This window comes from Legionella busanensis (assembly GCF_900461525.1).
GTDB lineage: Bacteria > Pseudomonadota > Gammaproteobacteria > Legionellales > Legionellaceae > Legionella_C > Legionella_C busanensis.
In genome coordinates this window covers 2757884-2777732 of the sequence record NZ_UGOD01000001.1, presented here as the reverse complement: position 1 = coordinate 2777732, position 19849 = coordinate 2757884, and the positions used below count along the sequence as shown (strand labels likewise).

The following is a 19849-nucleotide window of genomic DNA, read 5'->3' as shown; positions in this document are numbered from 1 at the left end:
ATTCCACATAAAATATAGCGAATATATTTTAGATTGAATTCACATTCAATAAAAAAATTAGCTATTAAATATAGCATTAATTTATTTAAGAAATTAGGTATTCTATCTATTTCAAATTTATTTTTTTAAACCATAGCCTGTTTTAAAAATCCAGCCAATGGTAAAGAGGCAGATTACTGTGAATGCAGAAATCATTATTACACTTGTAGCAAGGCTAACATCACCACGTTCATGAAAACTCCAGCGAAATCCGCTTACTAAATAAACCACAGGATTTAGCAATGAAAATTTATACCAAAAAGGAGGGAGCATGTTTATTGAATAAAAGCTGCCGCCTAGGAAAGACAAAGGTGTTAGAATTAAAAGAGGAATAATTTGTAATTTCTCAAAACCATCCGCCCAAATTCCAATAATAAAACCCAGTAAACTAAAAGTTACACTCGTCATTATTAAAAAAAAGACCATCAACAATGGATGGGAAATGCGCAATGGTACAAAAAATGAGGAAGTTACAAGTACAATCACCCCAATGATTATCGATTTAGTAGCCGCTGCTCCTACATAGCCCAACACAACTTCAAAAAAAGATAAGGGCGCAGTTAGAATTTCATAAATTGTGCCAGTAAAGCGCGGAAAATAAATACCAAAGGAGGCATTCGATACGCTTTCTCCAAGTACAGTTAGCATAATAAGGCCAGGCACAATAAACGCGCCATAGGGTATATTGTCGATAGCACGCATATGTGGACCAAGCGCTGCGCCAAAAACAATAAAATAAAGTACAGTCGAAATAACAGGCGCAGCAATACTTTGCCCTAATGTGCGCAAAGTTCTTTGCATTTCGAAATTATAAATTGCTTGAATGCCACGAATATTCATTTTGCCTCGACTAGTTTAATGAAAATTTCTTCCAAATTGCTTTGACGACTGTAAATATCTTTAGGACGAATACCCTGTGCTTGGATATCATCTAGAAAATCTGCAATATCATTTCCAATGTCATCATTATAAGTCAAAATAAGTTTGCTACCATTTTCAATCAGTGTAAGAGGATATTTTTTCAATTCTTCAGGAATAAGTAACAAGGGTTGATGTAGTACAAAAATCATCTGGCGCTTACCCATTTTTTTCATAAGCGTTTTTTTATCTTCGGTAAGAATTAAATTGCCCTTATTAATAATGCCAATGCGATCAGACATTTCCTGCGCTTCTTCTATATAATGCGTTGTAAGGATAATCGTGACGCCTGTTTCACGCAATTTTCGCACCTGTTTCCACATCGATTTGCGTAATTCCACATCGACTCCGGCTGTAGGTTCATCAAGAAATAGAATGTCTGGCTCATGTGATAATGCTTTAGCAATCATTACTCTTCGCTTCATACCGCCTGATAAATGCCGAATTTGCTCATTTTTCTTATTCCAAAGAGCAAGCCGCTTTAATACATCTTCGATATAGGCGGGATTGCGTGGTTTGTTAAATAAGCCTCGGCTAAATGTCACTGTTCTCCATACCGACTCAAATGCATCAGTTGCTAGTTCCTGCGGCACAAGGCCAATAGCCGCGCGTGCTTTACGATATTCCTTAATATGATCATACCCTGCTACGGTAATTGTGCCGCTGCTAGGTCTCGCAATACCACATATCGTATTAATCAACGTAGTTTTACCAGCGCCATTCGGGCCTAAGAGGGCAAAAATTTCACCACGATTGATTTCTAAATTGATATCATTTAGCGCTTTAAAGCCATTACTATAGATTTTGCTAAGCGATTTAATATTGATAGCAGGGACATTAAGCATTAAAGAGTCTTCTCCATTTAATAAAATTTATAGAAGTACCAAACAAGAGTATTCTAGAGTATAAAGTATAAGGCATTATTTGAGCTCAATTTATCTAGCTGGTAAAGCTTTTATTTATAATGAAGAATAAAAGATTGAGAAAGATATTGATTATAAGAATTTAGCGCTATGCATGGCAGCAAGATATTCTCTAAAAGCACAAGCTAATCGATTAGGTTTCTTCGCATACCAAGTATTTAAAGCCAACATATCGACACAATGCATAAAATGGTAATTAGCACAAGCAAAGTATATTGGCCATAATATTCTCGATAGTTTATATCCCTGCAATAATTTGGCTTTTGGCCACAAATCTAGCCAATTTGCAATACAAGCTTCTAACATTTTATTCCATACATGATCGTGTTCCTTTACATGATGATGCAAGGTGGCTTGATGTAAAAAATTATGTAGCGAAAAAAATGGATGTGAGATAGCCAACTCGCCTAAATCAATTATTGTAAATTGCTGGGTGTTAGGATTAATTAAAATATTATTTGTATTGAAATCAGGCTGAACTAACGTTTCATAGATACCATATTGTGATAATTCATGTACCTGTTCTGTTATAAGCGGACCTAAATAATTTAATTTATCTAACTCCTTCTCTTCCATACTATCAGCTTTTAAAAATTCTTTATCATTGATTATTTTTTCATATAAGTTAGGTAGTTGCTTTAAGCGCCAATCGGGAAGCTTAAGATTGAAAAGTAGTTCAATCTTGTTTTCAGTAGAGCGCTGAAAAGCAGTGAAGTGCTTAATGGCTTTACATAATAATTCCGTTTTATTTTCTTTGTTTATATGGTTACGCAAGGTTAGCCCAGTATCGTTCATGAGGAAGCAATGTAAATTAGAATTCTTAGCAATAATGTGAGGTACACTTGCCCTACATTCATAGGCTAAAAGTTCAATAATGTTAGCCTCATTAGCTAGTAATGGCGCTGGTTGTTTTAAATATACCTTACCATGCGATGTAAGCAGGCAAATAACATTAGACCAAGGTGTTTCTTGGATTATTTCAGGTTTTGCTATCAAAAAATAACCGTTAGAAATTAAATAATCTTCTGCCCACTGGATAATAGCTAAATGATTTGTCATTTCAACATACACACGATTTGATAGCGTTAATCATACTTAGATAATAGGCCATTCATCAATATGATGAATTATTAACAATTTTATAAAGAAGACAAAGTGAATATTGTAATGCACATAAGCCTATTATAAATTCACCAAGGTTTTATAAATGACAATTCAAGGAGTTAAGAATGCGATCTAAGCGAAAAGGCGGTTTTTTTGACGCTGTTACAGAAGGGTTTGCCGCAGTTTCTGAAAAAATTGCAATTAAAATGTTTTGTAATAAGTCAGAAACTTTTAAAACTATGCAAAAAGATGCATTATCAGGAGCTTCTAGCCGTAGCCAAGAGTTTATTAAGGCAATTAGAGAAGCCAATACGTTTTCTGACATGCTTCTACTTATTGATAACTTTCATCCAAGTATTGAAAAAGAATCTATGGCTATGCAAGCAGTAATCAAAACAGTCATGTTTTTTGGTAGTTATGTTAATAGCGATATCGATTTTATGTATCAATTACCGGCTTTGAGAAAGGAAGTTATTAATTACGCAGTTGATAATGGATATGCTATGAATTACGATCGAGATAACTCTTTTATGGTGTAACTTAAGTAATCAGTTTATAAACCAAAATAATAAACCCAGGTAGCCTTGATGTAGCATAGCGTAATCAAGGTTTCATTTGCTAGTATAATATCTCTATTTTATCTGCTCTTAATATGGCTAAATAAATAGTCATTTTTGATTAAATTTAACAGAAAATATTCCTAAATTTTTATAAATTTAACTCATAAAAATCACTCATTTCTTTAGACAAAATACCTTGAGCAGGATGATTTTTTTAAGCTTATCTTGATATTCTTTTGCTTGTGAAAATAATTGATCTGTTTTATTTTCATAAACTGGGCCAATAAGTTGGGTGGAACGAGTCGAGCGGTTAATGATTTCCTGGGCAGAAATATCGATACCAAAAGGCCAGATAGTTTGAATGGTACTAAGTTTACTTCCTAAATAAACATATTCAATTTTTAAATCATGAACGATATTAGCCCAATAAATAACACTTTGTGATAAAATATCACGTTCTGCTGTTGTGTAAAGCCTTAATTTTCCAAGTTGACTTTGTCCCTTTTCCATAATTAATACATGAATAGCTAAGGCTTCAGCATGAAACAAGGGTGAATATGTGCGCAATCTGCCGCTCGACAGAGAATCATGCCATTTTCATCAACCATTAGACTAGAAAAAGTCCATATTTGATTTTTGTTTTTTGCAAATTCAATAGCTTGGTTAAGATAAAATTTATCATCAAAGGACATAGGTTATTACTTACAATTTTTAAAACTAAGAAATATACAGCTTGATTTAAAGTTTTAGATAGTATGTATATGAATCTTTATTGTTAAAAATTAAATTAATTTATTCATTATATTTATTATAAGCACAGTGTAATAGAGCATTCCTATTGATGCTATTAAATCATTCGATTTTTAATCACAGACTTTCTTTGTTATCGTCGATTAATGTTTTTACTTTTGGCATAAATCTTGATGAAAAATAATTTTTAATAATATTGTTAATTTTTTCATTAAGTATCATTAGTAACATCAAAATCAGCTTTGTAAAGAATAAAAAAGAAGGGGAATTGTTTATTTAGATAGTAAAGAGGGGCAAAAAATCAAATGACGACAACAATTAAATCTGCTTTAGAAGGAATTGGCTCTGGTAACGGGGCATGGCCTATATTCGGTATTTTAAGTGCGGTCTTTAATTTAGCAATTGGTGGAACAACTGCATTCATATTAGGTAGTATTTGTAGTAGTGCATTTTTACTTATTAGTATTCCAATAGCATATAAAAGCTATCAGAACATGAAAAAACAACAGCAAGAGTTAGAAGAAAAAAAAGAAAGGTATGAAAACCTTTTATTAGCTAATCTAAATGCGCTTCTAATTACAATGCAGCAATTTAAAATATTAAATACAGATAATGCTTTTACCAGTTTACTAGAAGAAAAGGTAATTGACTTAGAACAATTAGATAAGGATAAAAATAAATTATTTTCGCGCTTCTTACAATATCTAAGTTTTTCAACAATTTTTAGTGCATATAATCAATTAGAGCCTCAGCTATTTGCTCAGTTATTACGAAAACATATTAATCAATTTTTAATTAATGAGAGCAATATAAAATCTTATTCTTCTGAAGAAAATAAAAAAATAAATGAAGCTACATTTCAAAGTTTTATGGGTACATTCGGTACCATCGCTGGCGGGTCTGCAGGTCTAGTAGGGATGTTAGTAGGTTTAGGATTAATGGCGGGCCTTAGTGTTATGCCTTGGGTTGGAATTACTGTTTTGATTATAGCAACAGTAGCTGCTATTTATATGGCTGATATGACCGCAAGAAATACAAAGTTAAATATTTCTAAAGCAGATTGGTGTAAACAGATAAAAAACTTAAGTAATGTAACATATAGATTGAATTGCGAGTTGCAAAAGCTAAATAAACCTAGTCAGATTATAGAGAGTGAGAGTCAAGCTTCTAAAGATTTAAATCCTAATACAACTATAATTAATGAAAGCAAGCATAAAATAGATACCCAAGCTACTTCGGCTAAAGAACCAATTAATGTCTTTAACAGAAGTAAAAGGCAACCTACTGTAAATCAAAGTACCACTAAAGCTAGCAGCTATTCTACATATCCACACACTATGTTTAGTCGTGACAATAATGTTAAAAAAGGGGATGCAGAGATAGAATTTCTTACCCAAGAGAATTTTTTGCAGCAGTTTTAAAAAAGTAATAATTAATTTATATCTATGGTTTATGACACTTTTTATATCATTCACCTCAAACTTTTGAAATAAAGTAGAGTTGAAGGCGCTTTATATTAAAATTAAAAGGATGCTTTATAAATTTGTATAAAGTAGTCCCATTGAGGTGTTCAATGAGTCATTTTTCATTTAACCTTAATTAGTCGAAAGAGTATTAAAAGTAGAATAATAATTAATTTACCTGGACGTTAATGGCAAGACCAATTAGTTTTATATATTACGTGACTATAGGATTTTTAGTCTTATCTAAGCCATTGTATGCTTCTTTCATCGAGCAAACACTTGGCACAGCTGTCGTTAAAGATGCTACAGCTGTTTATTTTAACCCAGCTGCCTTAACTATTATACCTAAGCCGCAATTTATTGCTTTAGGCACATTGGCAAGATCGCAGTTTCATTTTACAGGAAGTGCACAAAAACTACCTGTTGGGATGAGTGAAGCAGGGGAAACCACAACGAAATCAAATTTTTATTTACCCTCTATGTACGTTAGCATCCCTGTAAGTAAAAAATTTGCTACCGGTATTGCTATTGTTGCTAATGATTTTAATCGTGACTTAGATGGTCATTCTATTCTTCGCTATTTTCAAGCTCGTAATCAAACTGATGATTTAGATTTAGTACCAGCAATTGGCATTAAAATAAATGAATACCTTGCTATAGGAGGCAACCTTAATTTCTCTTATGCACATTTTATTCAACAGCCTCTTTCAGCAGGTTTAACCCGCTTAAATATTCCTGAAAGCCGTAGTCTAAACGATAGTACAGGACGAAGTGTCGGTAGGGACTTGGGGATTTTAATTAAACCCGGCAAAAAAACAGCCTTGGGGTTTAATTATCGTAGTGCTATTACTTATCATTTACGTGGTACAAGTACAATTACCAGTTTACCAAGTATTTCTTCAAATAATTATCATTTTAAGTACTGGACGCCAGCCAGAAATGTATTTTCACTTAGTCATTTTCTAAACGATAAATTAGGTTTCATAGGAACCATTCAATATCTGCAGTGGGACATTTTTAAAAAGGCTTATATTTATAATTTTGCCACTCAATCAGGCTCGCAAATCTTTATTAATCCAAAAGCTCGTATTAATTATAACTTTCATAACAGTTGGCTTCTAACTTTAGGAACTATTTATAATGTCTCAACTAAATGGACAGTCAGGGTGGCGACCACTTATAATCAATCACCCTCTAACGGAAAGTTTCAAATAAGCACCGGTGATAGTTTAGTTGTTGGTTCTTCTATTGGGTATCAGCTGATGAAAAACCTTGCATTAGATTGCAGTTATGGTCATGCCTTTTTCAAAAAACAAAATATTGATATCAAGACAACGCAAAATATTATAACGGGTATAAATAAAGGCACACATGATGCTTTTTCACTAAAACTAACTCTAACAGCTTAAGAGCTAGTTACCAAGCGATTACATCTCCCTCATAGGTAAGGAGTTTGTCTGCATGACTATGAGCAAATTCTTGCTCTGCTTGTTTAAGAATTTTTGCTACACTGGTTTTTGCATCAATTGACGCATTTGGTCCACCCATTGCTGTTTTTACCCAGCCTGGATGAATTAGCATGACATGTATACCTTTATTTTGCACATCTATAGCGAAACTACGCATGACGCAATTAACAGCTGCTTTACTGGTACGATAAGCATAAGATTTACCGCTCTTATTTTCAGTAATGCTTCCCATAACTGAGCTAATTACTAAAATATTTTTTTCCTGACTTGCCTCTATGTTTGGTAACAAGGCATCACTTAATTTCACAACACTCACACAATTTACATTGATCACTGCAAGAAAGTTTTCTCTATCGATATTACCTATTGTGACACCTTGCTCACCACTTGTACCTGCATTATTTACAAGCAAATCAATAGGTCTGTTATTTAAATTTTGTTTTAAAGAAGCTATATCTTGGTCGCTGGTTACATCTAATTGAATTACTTCATCAGCCAACGGCTTTAGTTCATTTGCTTCTGATGGATTACGGCAACATCCTATAACATAATATCCTTTTTCTTTAAGTTGACGAGCAAACTCCAAACCCAGTCCTTTATTGGCACCAGTAATAAGTACAGTTTTCATATAAATCTCCTTAGAATTTGCTCGAAAGTAAATAGCTAAACTTTATAGTGCTTTTGATTTTAAATATATAATAGTATATACCTTTGTCTTATGAAAATTTTCTATCCATTATTCAATTGGAGCCTCTTATAAAGACTATGGTTAATCAAAAATCTGAAGCAGTTCGAGCGGGATGGGAAGTGCTCAAGCAGTGGGGCGAAGATGTGGTTCGTATCGAACCACTTTCTGGCGGAGTTGCCAATGACGTATGGCGTGTGCGTCTTCATGGGTGCCTAGCAGTTGCTCGTTTCGGCACTCGAAGTGATGCTGATCTTAAGTGGGAAACGGAGCTTCTTCAATACCTCGATCGTAATGGTATGGCTGTACCGGTGCCAATCCCCACGACTGATGGACGATTGTTCGCAAATGGTCTGGTTGTCATGACCTATATGGAGGGTAAAGCGCCCGAGACGGAATCTGACTGGCGCTGTGTAGCCCACACGCTTAGTCAATTGCATCGATTAACGCAAGGATGGCCACAACGACCCGGTTGGTGCTCATCGATCGACCTTCTGTACACTGAGGCCGGGACAAGAATTGACCTTGGCGCAATGCCGCCTGAAGGTGTTGCGCGCTGCCGAGCAGCATGGGCGCGACTCGTCGGGCGGCAGACTTGCGTTGTGCACGGCGACCCCAATCCACGCAATATCCTTATCACTGAAAATCGAGTCGCACTGATCGACTGGGACGAGTCACATGTTGACGTTCCTGATCTAGACCTAGTGTTACCCTATAACGCTGCTGGTCTCGACGAAAGCCGATATGATATTGCCGCACAAGCATCAGCTGCATGGGAAGCTGCAGTATGTTGGGACGACGAATTCGCAGTCCAGCGACTTGCTGAAGTTCGAGCGGTCTGAATAGGGTAGTTAATATGAAAATTATGGCTATCTGAGAAATTTAAACGACAAAGTCACATTTATTATATACCACTCAATATAACTGTCTTAAATTGTTATTATCTGAAAGACTCTTATTTATGTTTTCATGTTCAGTTTTAACCATAATGAAATTCGCATGTTGTATAAAAGCTGGCCCATAGGAAATAGCTGCAGCAGCTTTTAGCAATTTTTCATACTATCTAATTGCTTTCCATCGTAGGATTTTCTATTCTGTAACGCAATAGCTTGTCTTTTATAATGATTTACGGTGAGAAAAGATGAAAACTTATTACCAGGACAACGCTCATGAAAGTACTCTTTTAAAATAGTATGCGATTTGTTAATTTCATCTCCTTCTGTATTAGTCCAAATCTTCTCGAGTTTTGTTATCATCAATACATCTCTCAATTAAATTAATCACAATTCAACATTGCTTTTTGGGCAGTAAATATACATTAATATCTTTAAATTTATTAAGATTTTTAAAGCAATTTAAATAATATTTTTTCAAGATAATCAACCAAATGACATGCAAGATGAATAATATATACAAATTATTGATATAATTATTTTTTATATAAATCAGTTGATATTTTACAGTAAAAATTATGTAGGGATAATAAATGCTCCGTTCTACTTCTCAATCAAAAATTTTTAAATGTTTTATGTTATTAGGTACATTTTCAGCAATGACTGCCACAATTTTAGGTGCTTTTGCAGCTCATGCTTTGAGGACTCACTTTAGCGATTACCAAATGCAAATTTTCCAAACGGGTATTTTGTATCAATTTATCCATAGTTTCTCTTTGTTGTGTATTGGAATGATTCTTTGGCAATTTAATACAAGAATTTTGCAAATAGCAGGTTGGTTGTTTTTTATTGGTATCATGCTTTTTTCAGGGAGCTTGTATTTAATAAGCTTAATCCAAGTAAAATCAATTGGAATAGTTACACCTTTCGGTGGATCTTGCTTTATCATTGGCTGGTTATTACTAGCCCTGGGAATATCCAAGATTAGTTCATAAGCTTATTTATGAAGAATTGGCCATACAACATATTAAAATGGTAAAGTAAAAATAATCATGCAAATCCCACTTTCTGATGATGACAAAGAATTGATTCGTTTAATTGACATTCAGGTTGAACAATTGATTGAAAAACAAACGCCAGACCATCTCATTATAACTACCTTGTTCGATTTTATCCCAAATGTGAAATGTTTAGTAAACGCTACCGGTGAAAAAAAATTACAATCATATTGTAGTGAGTATCAGCACTTTAATTATTTTCTTCAATTAATTAGTTAAAATTTTTATGATTTTGACCTGTTAAGCCTATTACACATGTTTAAATTAAATCATTTAGTATTTCTTTCTCAATGAATACCAGTACGTCTTTTTAGTAAAAATAGACGTTTAGGTTCAAAGTAATCATACCCAATTTTTGTCCTTAATATATCCTTAATGTTTATTTAATATACTAAATGACTATTGAGGTTATAGTAAAATTCAGGTAAAGGTATGACATTACCAAAGACAATGATTGAATATAGTCAACAATCTTTAAAAGCAAGCAATGTATGGGAGGGCGCCGTTTCTCCCATTCATAATACGATTATTGAAGGCAGTACAAAATATGTTCCTATCGGTCAAACTGGATTTCCAATTTGTCGAATAGACAGTGATGCGCCAATAATGAAAATTTTTTTAGATACATGTAAAGCACTGCGAGAAGAATATCATTCTGACCTCACAGTTATTAGTAAAATCCAATTACTAGTATCACAAACGCTAAATTTATTTCCAACGGATAAAAATGTGATGGGCCGCGATTATAGCAATCCAACTAGAGAAATGATCAATAGGGAATACGCATTAAGTCAACAACATTGTACCTTTTTCTGGGCAATAGAAGACAAGGCAGCACCTATTAGTGAATATCTCTTAGCAAAAACTGCGGATTGTCGGGCAACTAATCTACTATTTGCTATCGCATTAAAACATGTTGATTTCGATGTTAAATAGAGCTATGTACAAGTACAACGTGCTAAAGTTGATTCTAAGGGCGTTTTAAGTGAGCTTAATGCTGCACATGATCATGCTATCGTATTATGGAATCCACCTGACCAATCTGGTCTTATCGTTCTTGATGCCTATTGTAGTGAATACCATGGCTATCGGTTTGCAGATTTACAAAAAGGTATAGATAGAACCAAAACTAAAAGATTTTCTATGATAGACAAAAATGGCTTTACTCAAACCCTTCATTTATATCATGCTTATGAACAGCATAATGGTGGTGATTCAGGAAAACCTGATCGAATATATAGTGCTAAGGATAATAAAAATTTTAGCGGCATTTGGAAAGTTAATGATTATCCACGAGCTAGAGTAATTGAACAAAAAGTGCCAAGTTTGGTAATTACATAAAATATAAATACATAAGGCGCAGTGAATTTAATTAGAAATAAAAGCTCTATCAGAACAAACTGACAGAGCTTTGAATATTTGATAATTAATTTACTTGGCTGCAGCTTTCTTTTCTTTCTCTTTAGCAATGACTGCTTCAGCTACATTGGTTGGGCATGGCGCATAATGGGAGAATTCCATTGAGAATTGACCACGACCAGAGGTAAGTGTACGTAAAGTACTAATATAACCAAACATTTCTGAAAGAGGGACATCAGCTTTAATACGAACGCCAGCTGCACTAGGTTCTTGAGCAGAGATCATACCGCGACGACGGTTTAGATCCCCAATTACGTTACCTACATCTTCTTCTGTACTGTAAACATCCACCTTCATGATAGGTTCAAGTAATTGTGGGGCAGCTTTTGGTATAGATTGACGAAAAGCACCTTTTGCAGCTATTTCAAAGGCAATTGCCGAAGAGTCAACAGGGTGGTAACCACCGTCAGTGAGGTTAATTGCCACATCTAATACAGGGAAACCTGCCAAAGTTCCGCTATCCATCATCGAACGAAAACCTTTCTCGATTGCTGGGAAGAATTCTTTAGGAACGTTACCACCTACAACAGTTGATGTGAAAGTAAATCCACTGTTTGGCTCACCTGGTGAAATCGTATAGTCAATTTTACCGTACTGACCAGAACCACCTGATTGTTTCTTATGCGTATAACTGTCTTGAACTTCTCTAGTTATCGTTTCTCGATAAGCGACCTGTGGTTGACCAACGATTAATTCAACATCGTAAGTACGCTTTAAGATGTCAACTTTAATATCAAGATGTAATTCACCCATACCACGAAGAATTGTTTCACCTGAGTCTGGATCGGTTTCAACTCTAAACGTTGGATCTTCTGCAACCATTTTACCAATAGCGATACCCATTTTTTCAGTTGAGCTTTTATCTTTAGGCGCAACAGCAATAGAGATAACTGGTTCAGGGAAAACCATCGCCTCAAGTGTACATTCGTGATCAGGATCACAAAGCGTATGACCAGTTCTTACGTTTTTCATACCTACGATAGCGATAATGTCGCCTGCTTCAGCACTTTGCAATTCATTACGCTCGTTCGCTTGCATTTCAACCATACGACCGACACGTTCAGTTTTACCAGTAAAAGAATTAAGAATGGTATCACCCTTATTTAGTTTACCTGAGTAGATACGTACGAACGTCAGAGCACCAAAACGGTCATCCATAATCTTAAATGCTAAGGCACGGAATGGCTCATCAGGAGAAACAATAGCAAATTGGCCGTTTGGTTCACCTTCAGCATTTGTCAAAGGTTGTGGATTCACTTCATGGGGCGCAGGTAAGTAGTCAACCACTGCGTCTAATAGTAGTTGCATTCCTTTGTTTTTAAAGGCTGAACCGCAATAAGTTGGGAAGAAAGCTAATTCAAGTGTACCTTTGCGGATACAACGCTTAATGTCTTCGATAGAAGGTTCTTCGCCTTCTAAGTAAGCCATGAGCAGCTCATCATCCATTTCAAGAGCTGTTTCAATAAGTTGACTACGGTACATTTCAACGTCATCAACCATATCAGCTGGCACATCTTTAACAACATAATTTTCAGGCTGGCCAGTTTCATCCCAAACGTAAGCTTTACGACTTAATAAATCGACAACGCCGACAAAGTTATCTTCAATACCAATGGGCAACGTCATAATTAATGGATTTGCGCCTAATATTTTTTTAATTTGTTCTGTAACTCTTAAAAAGTCTGCGCCAACACGGTCGAGTTTGTTTACAAAAATCAAACGAGAAACTTTTGAATTGTTCGCATAGCGCCAGTTAGTTTCTGATTGGGGCTCAACACCGCCAGAACCACAAAATACACCGATGCCGCCATCGAGTACTTTTAGTGAACGATATACTTCTACGGTGAAGTCGACGTGTCCTGGGGTATCAATGACGTTGAAACGAGTACCTTTCCAGAAACAGCTTACTGCTGCTGACTGAATAGTAATACCACGTTCTGCTTCTTGTTCCATAAAGTCGGTTGTTGATTCACCTTCGTGAACCTCACCCATCTTATGAATTTTACCAGTAAGTTTGAGAATCCGTTCAGTAGTGGTGGTTTTACCTGCATCTACGTGAGCGAAAATACCGATGTTTCTATAAAGGTTTAAATCAGCCATAGCACTCTTATAATGTTAAATAAAATAGATTAAAAAAATAGTCACATATTATACAGGATTATATTTAAGTTTGCAGCAAATCTCTGCCTTAAGTTAATAAAATAATTAAAGCAACCGTAGAATTGTAGGTTGGGCCTTGGCTCGACTTTCTTTCTAATACTGAAACGTTGGGCCGGAGGTCTAACCTACGCTGTTAGGTTTTCCTGGTCTACACATGAAGAAATTACTTAATAAAATCAATTATGCTGCTTGTCAGATGATCAATAATTTAGAACCAAAATAATAAAATAGCTAACATACATTATACTCAATATATAATATTGTAAGAGTGATTAGTGTATGGCTTTAGAGAGAGTCTGCATTGTTGGTAGTGGCCCCGCGGGACTTACAACGTTAATCAATTTAGTAGAAGAAGCTAAAAAAAATCCTCACAAAGAATTTTATATTGACATCATTGATGTCCGCGGTTTAGAAAAAGAATATTTGACTCGTAGACAAAAATTAATCGTTTTTGCAGCAGATAAAGCATCTGGTTTGGATAGCGATGTAAGATGGGACGATTTTTGTAGGCAAGTATTTGATCCTGAAAATAAACTAGATCAAAGTTCCAAAAGAAAAAGATTTATTGATAAGCTGGCGAGGCAACCAGAAATTCTTAGCCAGCATGTATATAAAAATTTTTCGATTAAAGATTTACAAGCGGCTTTTTTAGAACAGCTTACCCAATTACAGTTACCGGATAATATTAAAATAGTATGGCGGCCTAATACTAAAATTGATGAAATTGATATTCAAAAAAATATTGTACACACAACAGAATATAATCAAAAAGTTGATATAAAACCCGTTACGTTCAATTTAGAGAGCCCAAAAGAATTTAGTCAAAAAGCCGAAGATCCTTTTATTCAATTTGATACCTTAGTCATTTGTGAGGGTAGTCAACGGGAAACAACCAAGCTCGTTAATGCAGCAATCCAAACGTATAATGAAAATAAGGAAAGCACGATTAAGCCTTTTACATATAATCTATTTGCAATTCAACCTTCCCCATTTCATTGCGCAGTTAGACTAAAATTAAAAGATTTAAAAGACATTGAGAATGGCAAGTATGCAACCTATGGTGATTTTTTTGAAGATAAACAGTTTTCACTTGAAACAATCACTGTCGATTCAATTAAACATTTAGGTGAGATGGGGTGGGAATTTGGCAATACTCGCTTGATTCCTGATTCAGTTGTTGATTCGAATAGTGATTTATATGAATCAGACGATGTCGATAAAATTCCTCGATTTTTTGTAGCCAGTGAAATTCCAGAGTCAATCTATAATATTGATAATGAATTAACTAAGCGTCAAAAAATAATAAAATGGGCAAAACAGCTTGCGGCTATTAAATACAAAATTCCCCAGAAATATTTTGAATTCGATCCCAAAGGGGAAAGTGCTAAAAATAGGTTAAACGCCACGACATTTTCAATGACAATGGATTATGTCGATAGTCCCGTCAGAAGGTTACCAGGTGGAAGTCACGTGGTGACGGTAGGTGATTGCTCTATGTCTTCTGTTTATGTGTATGGTGCTTCATCTACTTTAGCACTACATCAATCAATTAAACTTGCACCCTGTATCACGAATGTAGATCACATAACAGAGCCCAAAGAGCGTTTCAAGCCTTTGATACGAGCATACAATTTACACAGAGAATCTGTTAAAAAATTTTTAAGAGGGATGTATATAAAAAAAGATAAAGCGAAGCAAAAACAAAATTTATTCGATGAAAAAGAGAGAGAGTTAAGTGATAAGTTATCCGATGCTGTTATAAATAGAGACTTACAAGTAGTTCAGTCTTTATTAAATTCTGGTGCAAACTACAACAGGTTAAATTCCGCCGGAAGTACGCCATTTGAACTGGCTATTCAACATAATAAAGTAGACATCGTAGAAGAATTTTTATTTAAAGGAGCAAACCCAAATAAAAAAATGGGGTCACATAATCCACTCACCATTGCTATTGGAAATAGGAATTCAAATCTAGTTAAAATATTACTTGATTACGGCGCTAATCCAGATAGTTTTGTTAGTGAACTGTCCCCGCTGGCGCTTGCTCTTAAAACTAATCAACCAGAAATTATCCAACTGCTTATCGAGCATGGAGCCAATATAGATATAGCTATAAAGCTATTAGATGAAAATGATGAGTTATTGACAAAAATAATTGATGAATCTTTTTTTGAAATAGCCAAGTTAGATATAAACAGAAATGACTATGCTTCTCTAATAGATATCTCAGGAAGCATTCATGTTAGCCCCTATTCCTATGAAGATAATTTTTTATATGAATTTTATGATAGTTTTCCCTTTAATGCAAAAAAATCTACTGTTTTTGAGTCTCTAATTCATCCAGGTATGGCCAGAACCAATCCTGAACTGGTGTTATTATGTTATATGTGGGCATATGACAATGCTCTTAAAAACGGCAAGATGAGCGAGAATGAAAAGTTAAATTGTGAACAACGACGAAAAGAGTTATTAGATAAGTTTCATGCAATATGTGAAAGTTCCGAGGCTAAAAATAAGTATTTCCAAGAATTTTATCAAGAGAGCGGGGCTATTTATTTAGATATGCTTGAAGCAAGTGTAATGTATGCTCCTGAAAAATTTGCTAACTCTTTTTTTAAAATTACCCCTGAAATGATTGAGACATCCAAAAAAGAAATGGATACCTATTCAGGTAATTTTTATGACAAAGGCGTGCGCCACTTTGTAACGGGTATGGTCAATAAACTTGCGAAGTATGACGAAAAAACCTATTTAGAGAATATGCAAATGGCAGTTAACTTGGAATATATTCCTGCCATGTTGGAATTAGGCAAGCATCTTTTACAACAAGGTGATGTAGAATCAGCATTTAATTTGTTTGTTCAAGCAGCATCAAAAAAATCGGCATTTGCTTTTATTGAATTGGCATCATTACTTGCGGATTATCCCATAGGCCATCTTTCTCTCTACAATGCGTCTGTTTATCTCAGTAAAGGTAATGAAAGGAGTAATTCTTATTATTTAAACTTTCATGATAATGCTTACGATAAACTAGATGAATTGAAAAAAAAGCTTGAGATTCAAAAAGAATCTACTGATATTTTTGTAAGGATAAATGCAAGTCTGGACCTGGCTCTGGAAAGAGAATATGACAAAAGAGTACATATTTATATGGGATTCTCTGATAATCAAACACAAAAGATGCGCCTTAATTTGGATTTAGCTTTACGCCAATTTAGTAAGCAATTCATAAGTATTATGGAATCTGAATTAACTGATCATGATAAATTGCAATCTATTCATTCTCTCATTTCCACGCTTCTTTTAAAAAATATTTCACCAGAGTTACGCCAAGAACTTGTTCAATTGAATAAGGATGTAAAACAAAATTTCACTGATTCATATAAAAAGGCTTTAAGCGAAAGATATAAACCTGAGCAAACAGAAATAAAAATGCAAGGTTATCATAGCGGTTAAATTCAATCCGAAGATTGCAGTGATCGTTGTTAGTTTTGCTTTCCTTATTTTCCTTTTCTTAAAGCCAGCGTAGCTGGGCTTAAGTTATATAAGGAAATTTCTCTTAGCATAAAATTAAAAGCAAACTGCGATAATCAACACTAACAAACCAAGTGTGCGGCGAAAATAATTCACACCACTTGTTATCTCTAGCCATGCCCATGTAAAGATAAAACCAAAACTTAGCATATGTAAAAAATAATGAATTCTTGGTTGATTACTACTCCAAAGGAAATCCAATAGCGCGAATATAAACCAAAAGATCAGCGGCCAATTAGGGAACTGAAATAATACAATTCGGTTATGTTTGTCTTTAAAAAAATCAAGGAATTTATACATGTCTTATGTCTTATTAAATAAAATAGGTAAAGGAGGTAAATAAGTTACTGTTTAAATTAGCAAACGCAGCAAGTGTAGATTGGGCTTTGGCCCAACTTTCTATCGTCAGGCCAGGGGCACGACCTATGCTAGTTTAAAGATGATACCGAATTTTTCTAGTTCATTCGAGAATAGTTTTAATTTAATTGCGTATTTTTATTTTCATATATGATAAAATATAGTGCTTTATTATATGTTATAAAGACATAAAGTTTTAAATTTGGTCAAAACTTTCATTTATAATTTAGATTGTTTTTTAAAGTAGACTCTTAATGAAAAATAAAATTTTATCTATCTTACTAATTTATTTAACCTTACCTTGCACCTATGCTTTTTCAGAGGAAAAGATCCTATTTTCAATAGATTTAATTCGTCATGGTGATCGAACGCCTATTACTGAAATCCCAAATTATCCTCACCAATGGCAAGAAGGGTTAGGAGAATTAACTAAAACAGGAATAAATCAAGAAATTCAATTAGGTAAAAAATTACGCCAAAAATATGTAGACCAATTACATCTGCTACCAGATCAGTATAATCCAGCTAGTATTTATATTCGCTCTACCCATATTAAACGGGCAATAATGAGTGCTGACTCATGCCTTTTTGGATTATATCCGTCTAATAAAAGAACTTTATTAAACCAAAAGATAACACCTGAAATTATTCCGGCAAGTCAAGATAACTTGCTTATGGTAAAACCAAGCAAAAATATTTTTTCTTTAGGAAAGCTTTTTTATATAACACAAAAAAGTTGGATATTAAAAACTTATAAGATTAAAGATAAGCTGACCAATTGGAGTAAACAAACGGGGATTAAACTTAATAATTTTAAACAACTAGCGTCGTTAGGGGATAATCTTTATATTCGACAGCTACACCATATTCCTCTACCTCCAGGAATAAATAATACAGATGCTAAAGAAATTATCTCATTATCAAAATGGGCACTCATTAATTATTTTAAATTAAAAGAAGTCACTTATCCGACTGGGCATGAATTTATTAAAACAGCTAACAATTATTTTTATCAAACTATTCAAACTAAATCGCCCCTAAAATACGTTTTGTATTCTGCTCACGATAGCTCAATTATGAGTGTTATGACTACCTTAGGTGTTCCCTTAAATGATATTCCACCTTATGCTGCTAATCTTAATTTTTCTCTTTTTCAGAATAAAGATAAGTATTATGTAAGAGTTAGTTACAATGATAAATTAGTTAGCGTTCCAGGCTGTGAAAACGATTATTGTACGCTTGCACAATTTAAAAAAATTGCGCCATAAGGAAAGAATTAAACTTTAGATAATCACAAGACGCTGTCAAACTTTGTTTGCATAAATAGAGAAGGTATAGTTAGCGATAAATATCCTGATATTTATTTAAACCACATTAATTGATTAAGGTATCAAAGAGATATTAATTATAAAATTTTAATTGATATCAGCGCGATTTATTGAAAGCTAGCAATTACATTTACAAATTGAAGCGGTGTCCCCAAGCTAGCTAATAAATCTGAGTAGTAAACTTATCAAATATATAATTAAAAAACAGTTGTTATTAAAAATTATGTATGTTAGCCAGAATTGTTATTTTTGATGATGTTTTAACAACAAAAACTACCTTTCAAGCAGCGAAAGCAAAGTTAATGGAAGTAGATAATAGCTTCTATATAATCAGTGTTTTTATTTCTAAGGCAATGCTTAAATAAATTACTTAATAGGTGAACAAAACAAAAATGAACAATTTAGGTAACATAGATGAAAAAGTCACTTAGTTCCTTTTAATCCCAGCTGGTGGCAAATTTATAGGTCTGAGGTCAATCGCATTAAAAGCAATATTGAGTTGATGCATGTTGAACATATTGGCAGGGCTCTTTTTATTTCCGTAAATCGCTACTAGCCATGCTCGAAATTTTTCTTGTAAATGTTTAGGTGTATGTTTTAAATCTTTAAGCGCCTGCTTTGTTATTAGAACTTCGGTAATCACAACTAACTCGTTTTATTTTAAATAACGCACCTAAATAAGTGTACTTTCAAGCCAGGATAGTTTGATAATAAAATTCATCAAACTAAAATTTTGCGTGTAGTAAATATCATAGGTTTTGAGTCACTAGTAAAAATTCTACTAAATATCAAGCGTGAGTTGTTTATTTAATTCTTCAATGTTATCTAAAATTTTCAAAAAATTTTCTCCTAAGGGGGTAACTATATACTCAACCCTGGGCGGTGTTTCATTAAAAACTATCTTTTTTAAAAGACCAAACTCCACATTTTTTCTTAAGCATTGGTTTAAGACTTTGGTTGAGAGACCATCGACACTTCGTACCATTTCACCGGGTCTTTTAATTCCCTCTCTTAATAGAGAATATACCGTAAGTGACCATTTACAACCGAAAATAGTTTCAACCATAGTAGCAGCTTTAAGAGGAGGAATTTTTTGAATCATCTTTTTTTTCATAATATTTCAATAAATAGCACCATAAAGTTCTTATAGTACCAAAAGGTACTTACTTTTTTTAAATTATATCGCACG

General features: G+C 34.0%; 21 protein-coding genes. 11 read left to right on the top strand and 10 right to left on the bottom strand.

What is annotated here, in order from left to right; translation table 11 throughout:
* Positions 1-117: 117 nt before the first annotated feature.
* From DYH30_RS12305 to DYH30_RS12295, 3 genes are all read right to left on the bottom strand, one after another.
* Positions 118-879, bottom strand: coding sequence for an ABC transporter permease (locus DYH30_RS12305; protein WP_115331938.1), 762 nt, complete (start codon positions 877-879; stop codon positions 118-120).
* On the bottom strand, positions 876-1802 hold the full coding sequence (locus DYH30_RS12300) for an ABC transporter ATP-binding protein (RefSeq protein ID WP_115331937.1): 927 nt from the start codon (positions 1800-1802) through the stop codon (positions 876-878). Before DYH30_RS12300 ends, DYH30_RS12305 begins: the two co-directional genes overlap by 4 nt.
* Positions 1803-1952: 150 nt before the next feature.
* The gene (locus tag DYH30_RS12295) at positions 1953-2939 is read right to left on the bottom strand and encodes an aminoglycoside phosphotransferase family protein (protein WP_115331936.1); all 987 of its coding nucleotides are present in this window, start codon (positions 2937-2939) and stop codon (positions 1953-1955) included.
* A gap of 170 nt (positions 2940-3109) precedes the next feature.
* Here DYH30_RS12295 and DYH30_RS12290 point away from each other — a divergent pair, with 170 nt between their 5' ends.
* Positions 3110-3523, top strand: a complete 414-nt coding sequence (locus tag DYH30_RS12290; RefSeq protein ID WP_115331935.1) for a hypothetical protein — start codon at positions 3110-3112, stop codon at positions 3521-3523.
* Between the two features lie 195 nt (positions 3524-3718).
* Here the strand turns inward: DYH30_RS12290 and DYH30_RS12285 are convergent, their stop codons facing one another.
* On the bottom strand, positions 3719-4111 hold the full coding sequence (locus tag DYH30_RS12285; protein WP_115331934.1) for a hypothetical protein: 393 nt from the start codon (positions 4109-4111) through the stop codon (positions 3719-3721).
* Positions 4072-4236 carry a hypothetical protein gene (locus DYH30_RS18015; protein ID WP_160116211.1) on the bottom strand — a complete coding sequence of 55 codons (165 nt, stop codon included), beginning with the start codon at positions 4234-4236 and terminating at the stop codon, positions 4072-4074. Before DYH30_RS18015 ends, DYH30_RS12285 begins: the two co-directional genes overlap by 40 nt.
* A gap of 363 nt (positions 4237-4599) precedes the next feature.
* On the opposite strand from DYH30_RS18015, the gene DYH30_RS12280 reads away from it, so the two are divergent.
* Positions 4600-5715, top strand: coding sequence for a DUF2207 domain-containing protein (locus DYH30_RS12280; protein WP_115331933.1), 1116 nt, complete (start codon positions 4600-4602; stop codon positions 5713-5715).
* 230 nt (positions 5716-5945) lie between these two features.
* Positions 5946-7166 (top strand): OmpP1/FadL family transporter, encoded by a 1221-nt coding sequence (locus DYH30_RS12275; RefSeq protein ID WP_242604739.1) that lies wholly within the window; start codon positions 5946-5948, stop codon positions 7164-7166.
* Between the two features lie 7 nt (positions 7167-7173).
* Here the strand turns inward: DYH30_RS12275 and DYH30_RS12270 are convergent, their stop codons facing one another.
* Entirely contained in the window at positions 7174-7854 is a 681-nt protein-coding gene (locus DYH30_RS12270; RefSeq protein WP_115331931.1) for an SDR family oxidoreductase, read from the bottom strand.
* An 83-nt stretch (positions 7855-7937) separates the two neighbouring features.
* On the opposite strand from DYH30_RS12270, the gene DYH30_RS12265 reads away from it, so the two are divergent.
* The gene (locus DYH30_RS12265) at positions 7938-8753 is read left to right on the top strand and encodes a phosphotransferase enzyme family protein (RefSeq protein WP_242604738.1); all 816 of its coding nucleotides are present in this window, start codon (positions 7938-7940) and stop codon (positions 8751-8753) included.
* Positions 8754-8954: 201 nt separating this feature from the next.
* Here DYH30_RS12265 and DYH30_RS12260 read toward each other — a convergent pair whose 3' ends face one another.
* The gene (locus tag DYH30_RS12260; RefSeq protein WP_115331929.1) at positions 8955-9167 is read right to left on the bottom strand and encodes a hypothetical protein; all 213 of its coding nucleotides are present in this window, start codon (positions 9165-9167) and stop codon (positions 8955-8957) included.
* Positions 9168-9397: 230 nt separating this feature from the next.
* Here DYH30_RS12260 and DYH30_RS12255 point away from each other — a divergent pair, with 230 nt between their 5' ends.
* The 4 genes from DYH30_RS12255 to DYH30_RS12240 all read left to right on the top strand — a co-directional run bounded on the left by DYH30_RS12255 (position 9398) and on the right by DYH30_RS12240 (position 11203).
* Positions 9398-9799 (top strand): DUF423 domain-containing protein, encoded by a 402-nt coding sequence (locus DYH30_RS12255; protein ID WP_115331928.1) that lies wholly within the window; start codon positions 9398-9400, stop codon positions 9797-9799.
* 57 nt (positions 9800-9856) lie between these two features.
* The gene (locus tag DYH30_RS12250; RefSeq protein WP_115331927.1) at positions 9857-10081 is read left to right on the top strand and encodes a hypothetical protein; all 225 of its coding nucleotides are present in this window, start codon (positions 9857-9859) and stop codon (positions 10079-10081) included.
* Positions 10082-10294: 213 nt separating this feature from the next.
* Positions 10295-10798 carry a hypothetical protein gene (locus DYH30_RS12245; protein ID WP_115331926.1) on the top strand — a complete coding sequence of 168 codons (504 nt, stop codon included), beginning with the start codon at positions 10295-10297 and terminating at the stop codon, positions 10796-10798.
* A 207-nt stretch (positions 10799-11005) separates the two neighbouring features.
* Positions 11006-11203 carry a hypothetical protein gene (locus DYH30_RS12240; RefSeq protein WP_115331925.1) on the top strand — a complete coding sequence of 66 codons (198 nt, stop codon included), beginning with the start codon at positions 11006-11008 and terminating at the stop codon, positions 11201-11203.
* A gap of 90 nt (positions 11204-11293) precedes the next feature.
* On the opposite strand, the gene fusA is transcribed toward DYH30_RS12240, so the two are convergent.
* Positions 11294-13381 carry an elongation factor G gene (gene fusA / locus DYH30_RS12235; RefSeq protein WP_115331924.1) on the bottom strand — a complete coding sequence of 696 codons (2088 nt, stop codon included), beginning with the start codon at positions 13379-13381 and terminating at the stop codon, positions 11294-11296.
* A gap of 339 nt (positions 13382-13720) precedes the next feature.
* Here fusA and DYH30_RS12230 point away from each other — a divergent pair, with 339 nt between their 5' ends.
* From DYH30_RS12230 to DYH30_RS18010, 3 genes are all read left to right on the top strand, one after another.
* Positions 13721-16897: an ankyrin repeat domain-containing protein gene (locus DYH30_RS12230; protein ID WP_115331923.1), complete on the top strand. Its 3177-nt coding sequence runs from the start codon at positions 13721-13723 to the stop codon at positions 16895-16897.
* Positions 16898-17586: 689 nt separating this feature from the next.
* A complete protein-coding gene (locus DYH30_RS12220; RefSeq protein ID WP_115331921.1) occupies positions 17587-18600 on the top strand; it encodes a histidine phosphatase family protein in 1014 nt (337 codons plus the stop codon).
* Positions 18601-18887: 287 nt separating this feature from the next.
* Positions 18888-19025, top strand: a complete 138-nt coding sequence (locus tag DYH30_RS18010; RefSeq protein ID WP_160116210.1) for a hypothetical protein — start codon at positions 18888-18890, stop codon at positions 19023-19025.
* Between the two features lie 62 nt (positions 19026-19087).
* Here DYH30_RS18010 and DYH30_RS12215 read toward each other — a convergent pair whose 3' ends face one another.
* The gene (locus DYH30_RS12215) at positions 19088-19303 is read right to left on the bottom strand and encodes a type II toxin-antitoxin system RelE family toxin (RefSeq protein WP_115331920.1); all 216 of its coding nucleotides are present in this window, start codon (positions 19301-19303) and stop codon (positions 19088-19090) included.
* A 138-nt stretch (positions 19304-19441) separates the two neighbouring features.
* Positions 19442-19774 carry a winged helix-turn-helix transcriptional regulator gene (locus tag DYH30_RS12210; RefSeq protein WP_115331919.1) on the bottom strand — a complete coding sequence of 111 codons (333 nt, stop codon included), beginning with the start codon at positions 19772-19774 and terminating at the stop codon, positions 19442-19444.
* Positions 19775-19849 lie beyond the last annotated feature (75 nt).

What these genes read in the sequence shown, in the direction of transcription:
- DYH30_RS12260 (WP_115331929.1), bottom strand. Translation starts at nt 9,167, where the DNA reads ATGATAACAAAACTCGAGAAGATTTGGACTAATACAGAAGGAGATGAA.
- DYH30_RS12240 (WP_115331925.1), top strand. Translation starts at nt 11,006, where the DNA reads ATGATAGACAAAAATGGCTTTACTCAAACCCTTCATTTATATCATGCT.
- DYH30_RS12210 (WP_115331919.1), bottom strand. Translation starts at nt 19,774, where the DNA reads ATGAAAAAAAAGATGATTCAAAAAATTCCTCCTCTTAAAGCTGCTACT.
- DYH30_RS12275 (WP_242604739.1), top strand. Translation starts at nt 5,946, where the DNA reads ATGGCAAGACCAATTAGTTTTATATATTACGTGACTATAGGATTTTTA.
- DYH30_RS12255 (WP_115331928.1), top strand. Translation starts at nt 9,398, where the DNA reads ATGCTCCGTTCTACTTCTCAATCAAAAATTTTTAAATGTTTTATGTTA.
- DYH30_RS12270 (WP_115331931.1), bottom strand. Translation starts at nt 7,854, where the DNA reads ATGAAAACTGTACTTATTACTGGTGCCAATAAAGGACTGGGTTTGGAG.
- DYH30_RS12300 (WP_115331937.1), bottom strand. Translation starts at nt 1,802, where the DNA reads ATGCTTAATGTCCCTGCTATCAATATTAAATCGCTTAGCAAAATCTAT.
- DYH30_RS12295 (WP_115331936.1), bottom strand. Translation starts at nt 2,939, where the DNA reads ATGACAAATCATTTAGCTATTATCCAGTGGGCAGAAGATTATTTAATT.
- fusA (WP_115331924.1), bottom strand. Translation starts at nt 13,381, where the DNA reads ATGGCTGATTTAAACCTTTATAGAAACATCGGTATTTTCGCTCACGTA.
- DYH30_RS18015 (WP_160116211.1), bottom strand. Translation starts at nt 4,236, where the DNA reads ATGTCCTTTGATGATAAATTTTATCTTAACCAAGCTATTGAATTTGCA.
- DYH30_RS12290 (WP_115331935.1), top strand. Translation starts at nt 3,110, where the DNA reads ATGCGATCTAAGCGAAAAGGCGGTTTTTTTGACGCTGTTACAGAAGGG.
- DYH30_RS12305 (WP_115331938.1), bottom strand. Translation starts at nt 879, where the DNA reads ATGAATATTCGTGGCATTCAAGCAATTTATAATTTCGAAATGCAAAGA.
- DYH30_RS12250 (WP_115331927.1), top strand. Translation starts at nt 9,857, where the DNA reads ATGCAAATCCCACTTTCTGATGATGACAAAGAATTGATTCGTTTAATT.
- DYH30_RS12230 (WP_115331923.1), top strand. Translation starts at nt 13,721, where the DNA reads ATGGCTTTAGAGAGAGTCTGCATTGTTGGTAGTGGCCCCGCGGGACTT.
- DYH30_RS12280 (WP_115331933.1), top strand. Translation starts at nt 4,600, where the DNA reads ATGACGACAACAATTAAATCTGCTTTAGAAGGAATTGGCTCTGGTAAC.
- DYH30_RS18010 (WP_160116210.1), top strand. Translation starts at nt 18,888, where the DNA reads ATGTTAGCCAGAATTGTTATTTTTGATGATGTTTTAACAACAAAAACT.
- DYH30_RS12220 (WP_115331921.1), top strand. Translation starts at nt 17,587, where the DNA reads ATGAAAAATAAAATTTTATCTATCTTACTAATTTATTTAACCTTACCT.
- DYH30_RS12245 (WP_115331926.1), top strand. Translation starts at nt 10,295, where the DNA reads ATGACATTACCAAAGACAATGATTGAATATAGTCAACAATCTTTAAAA.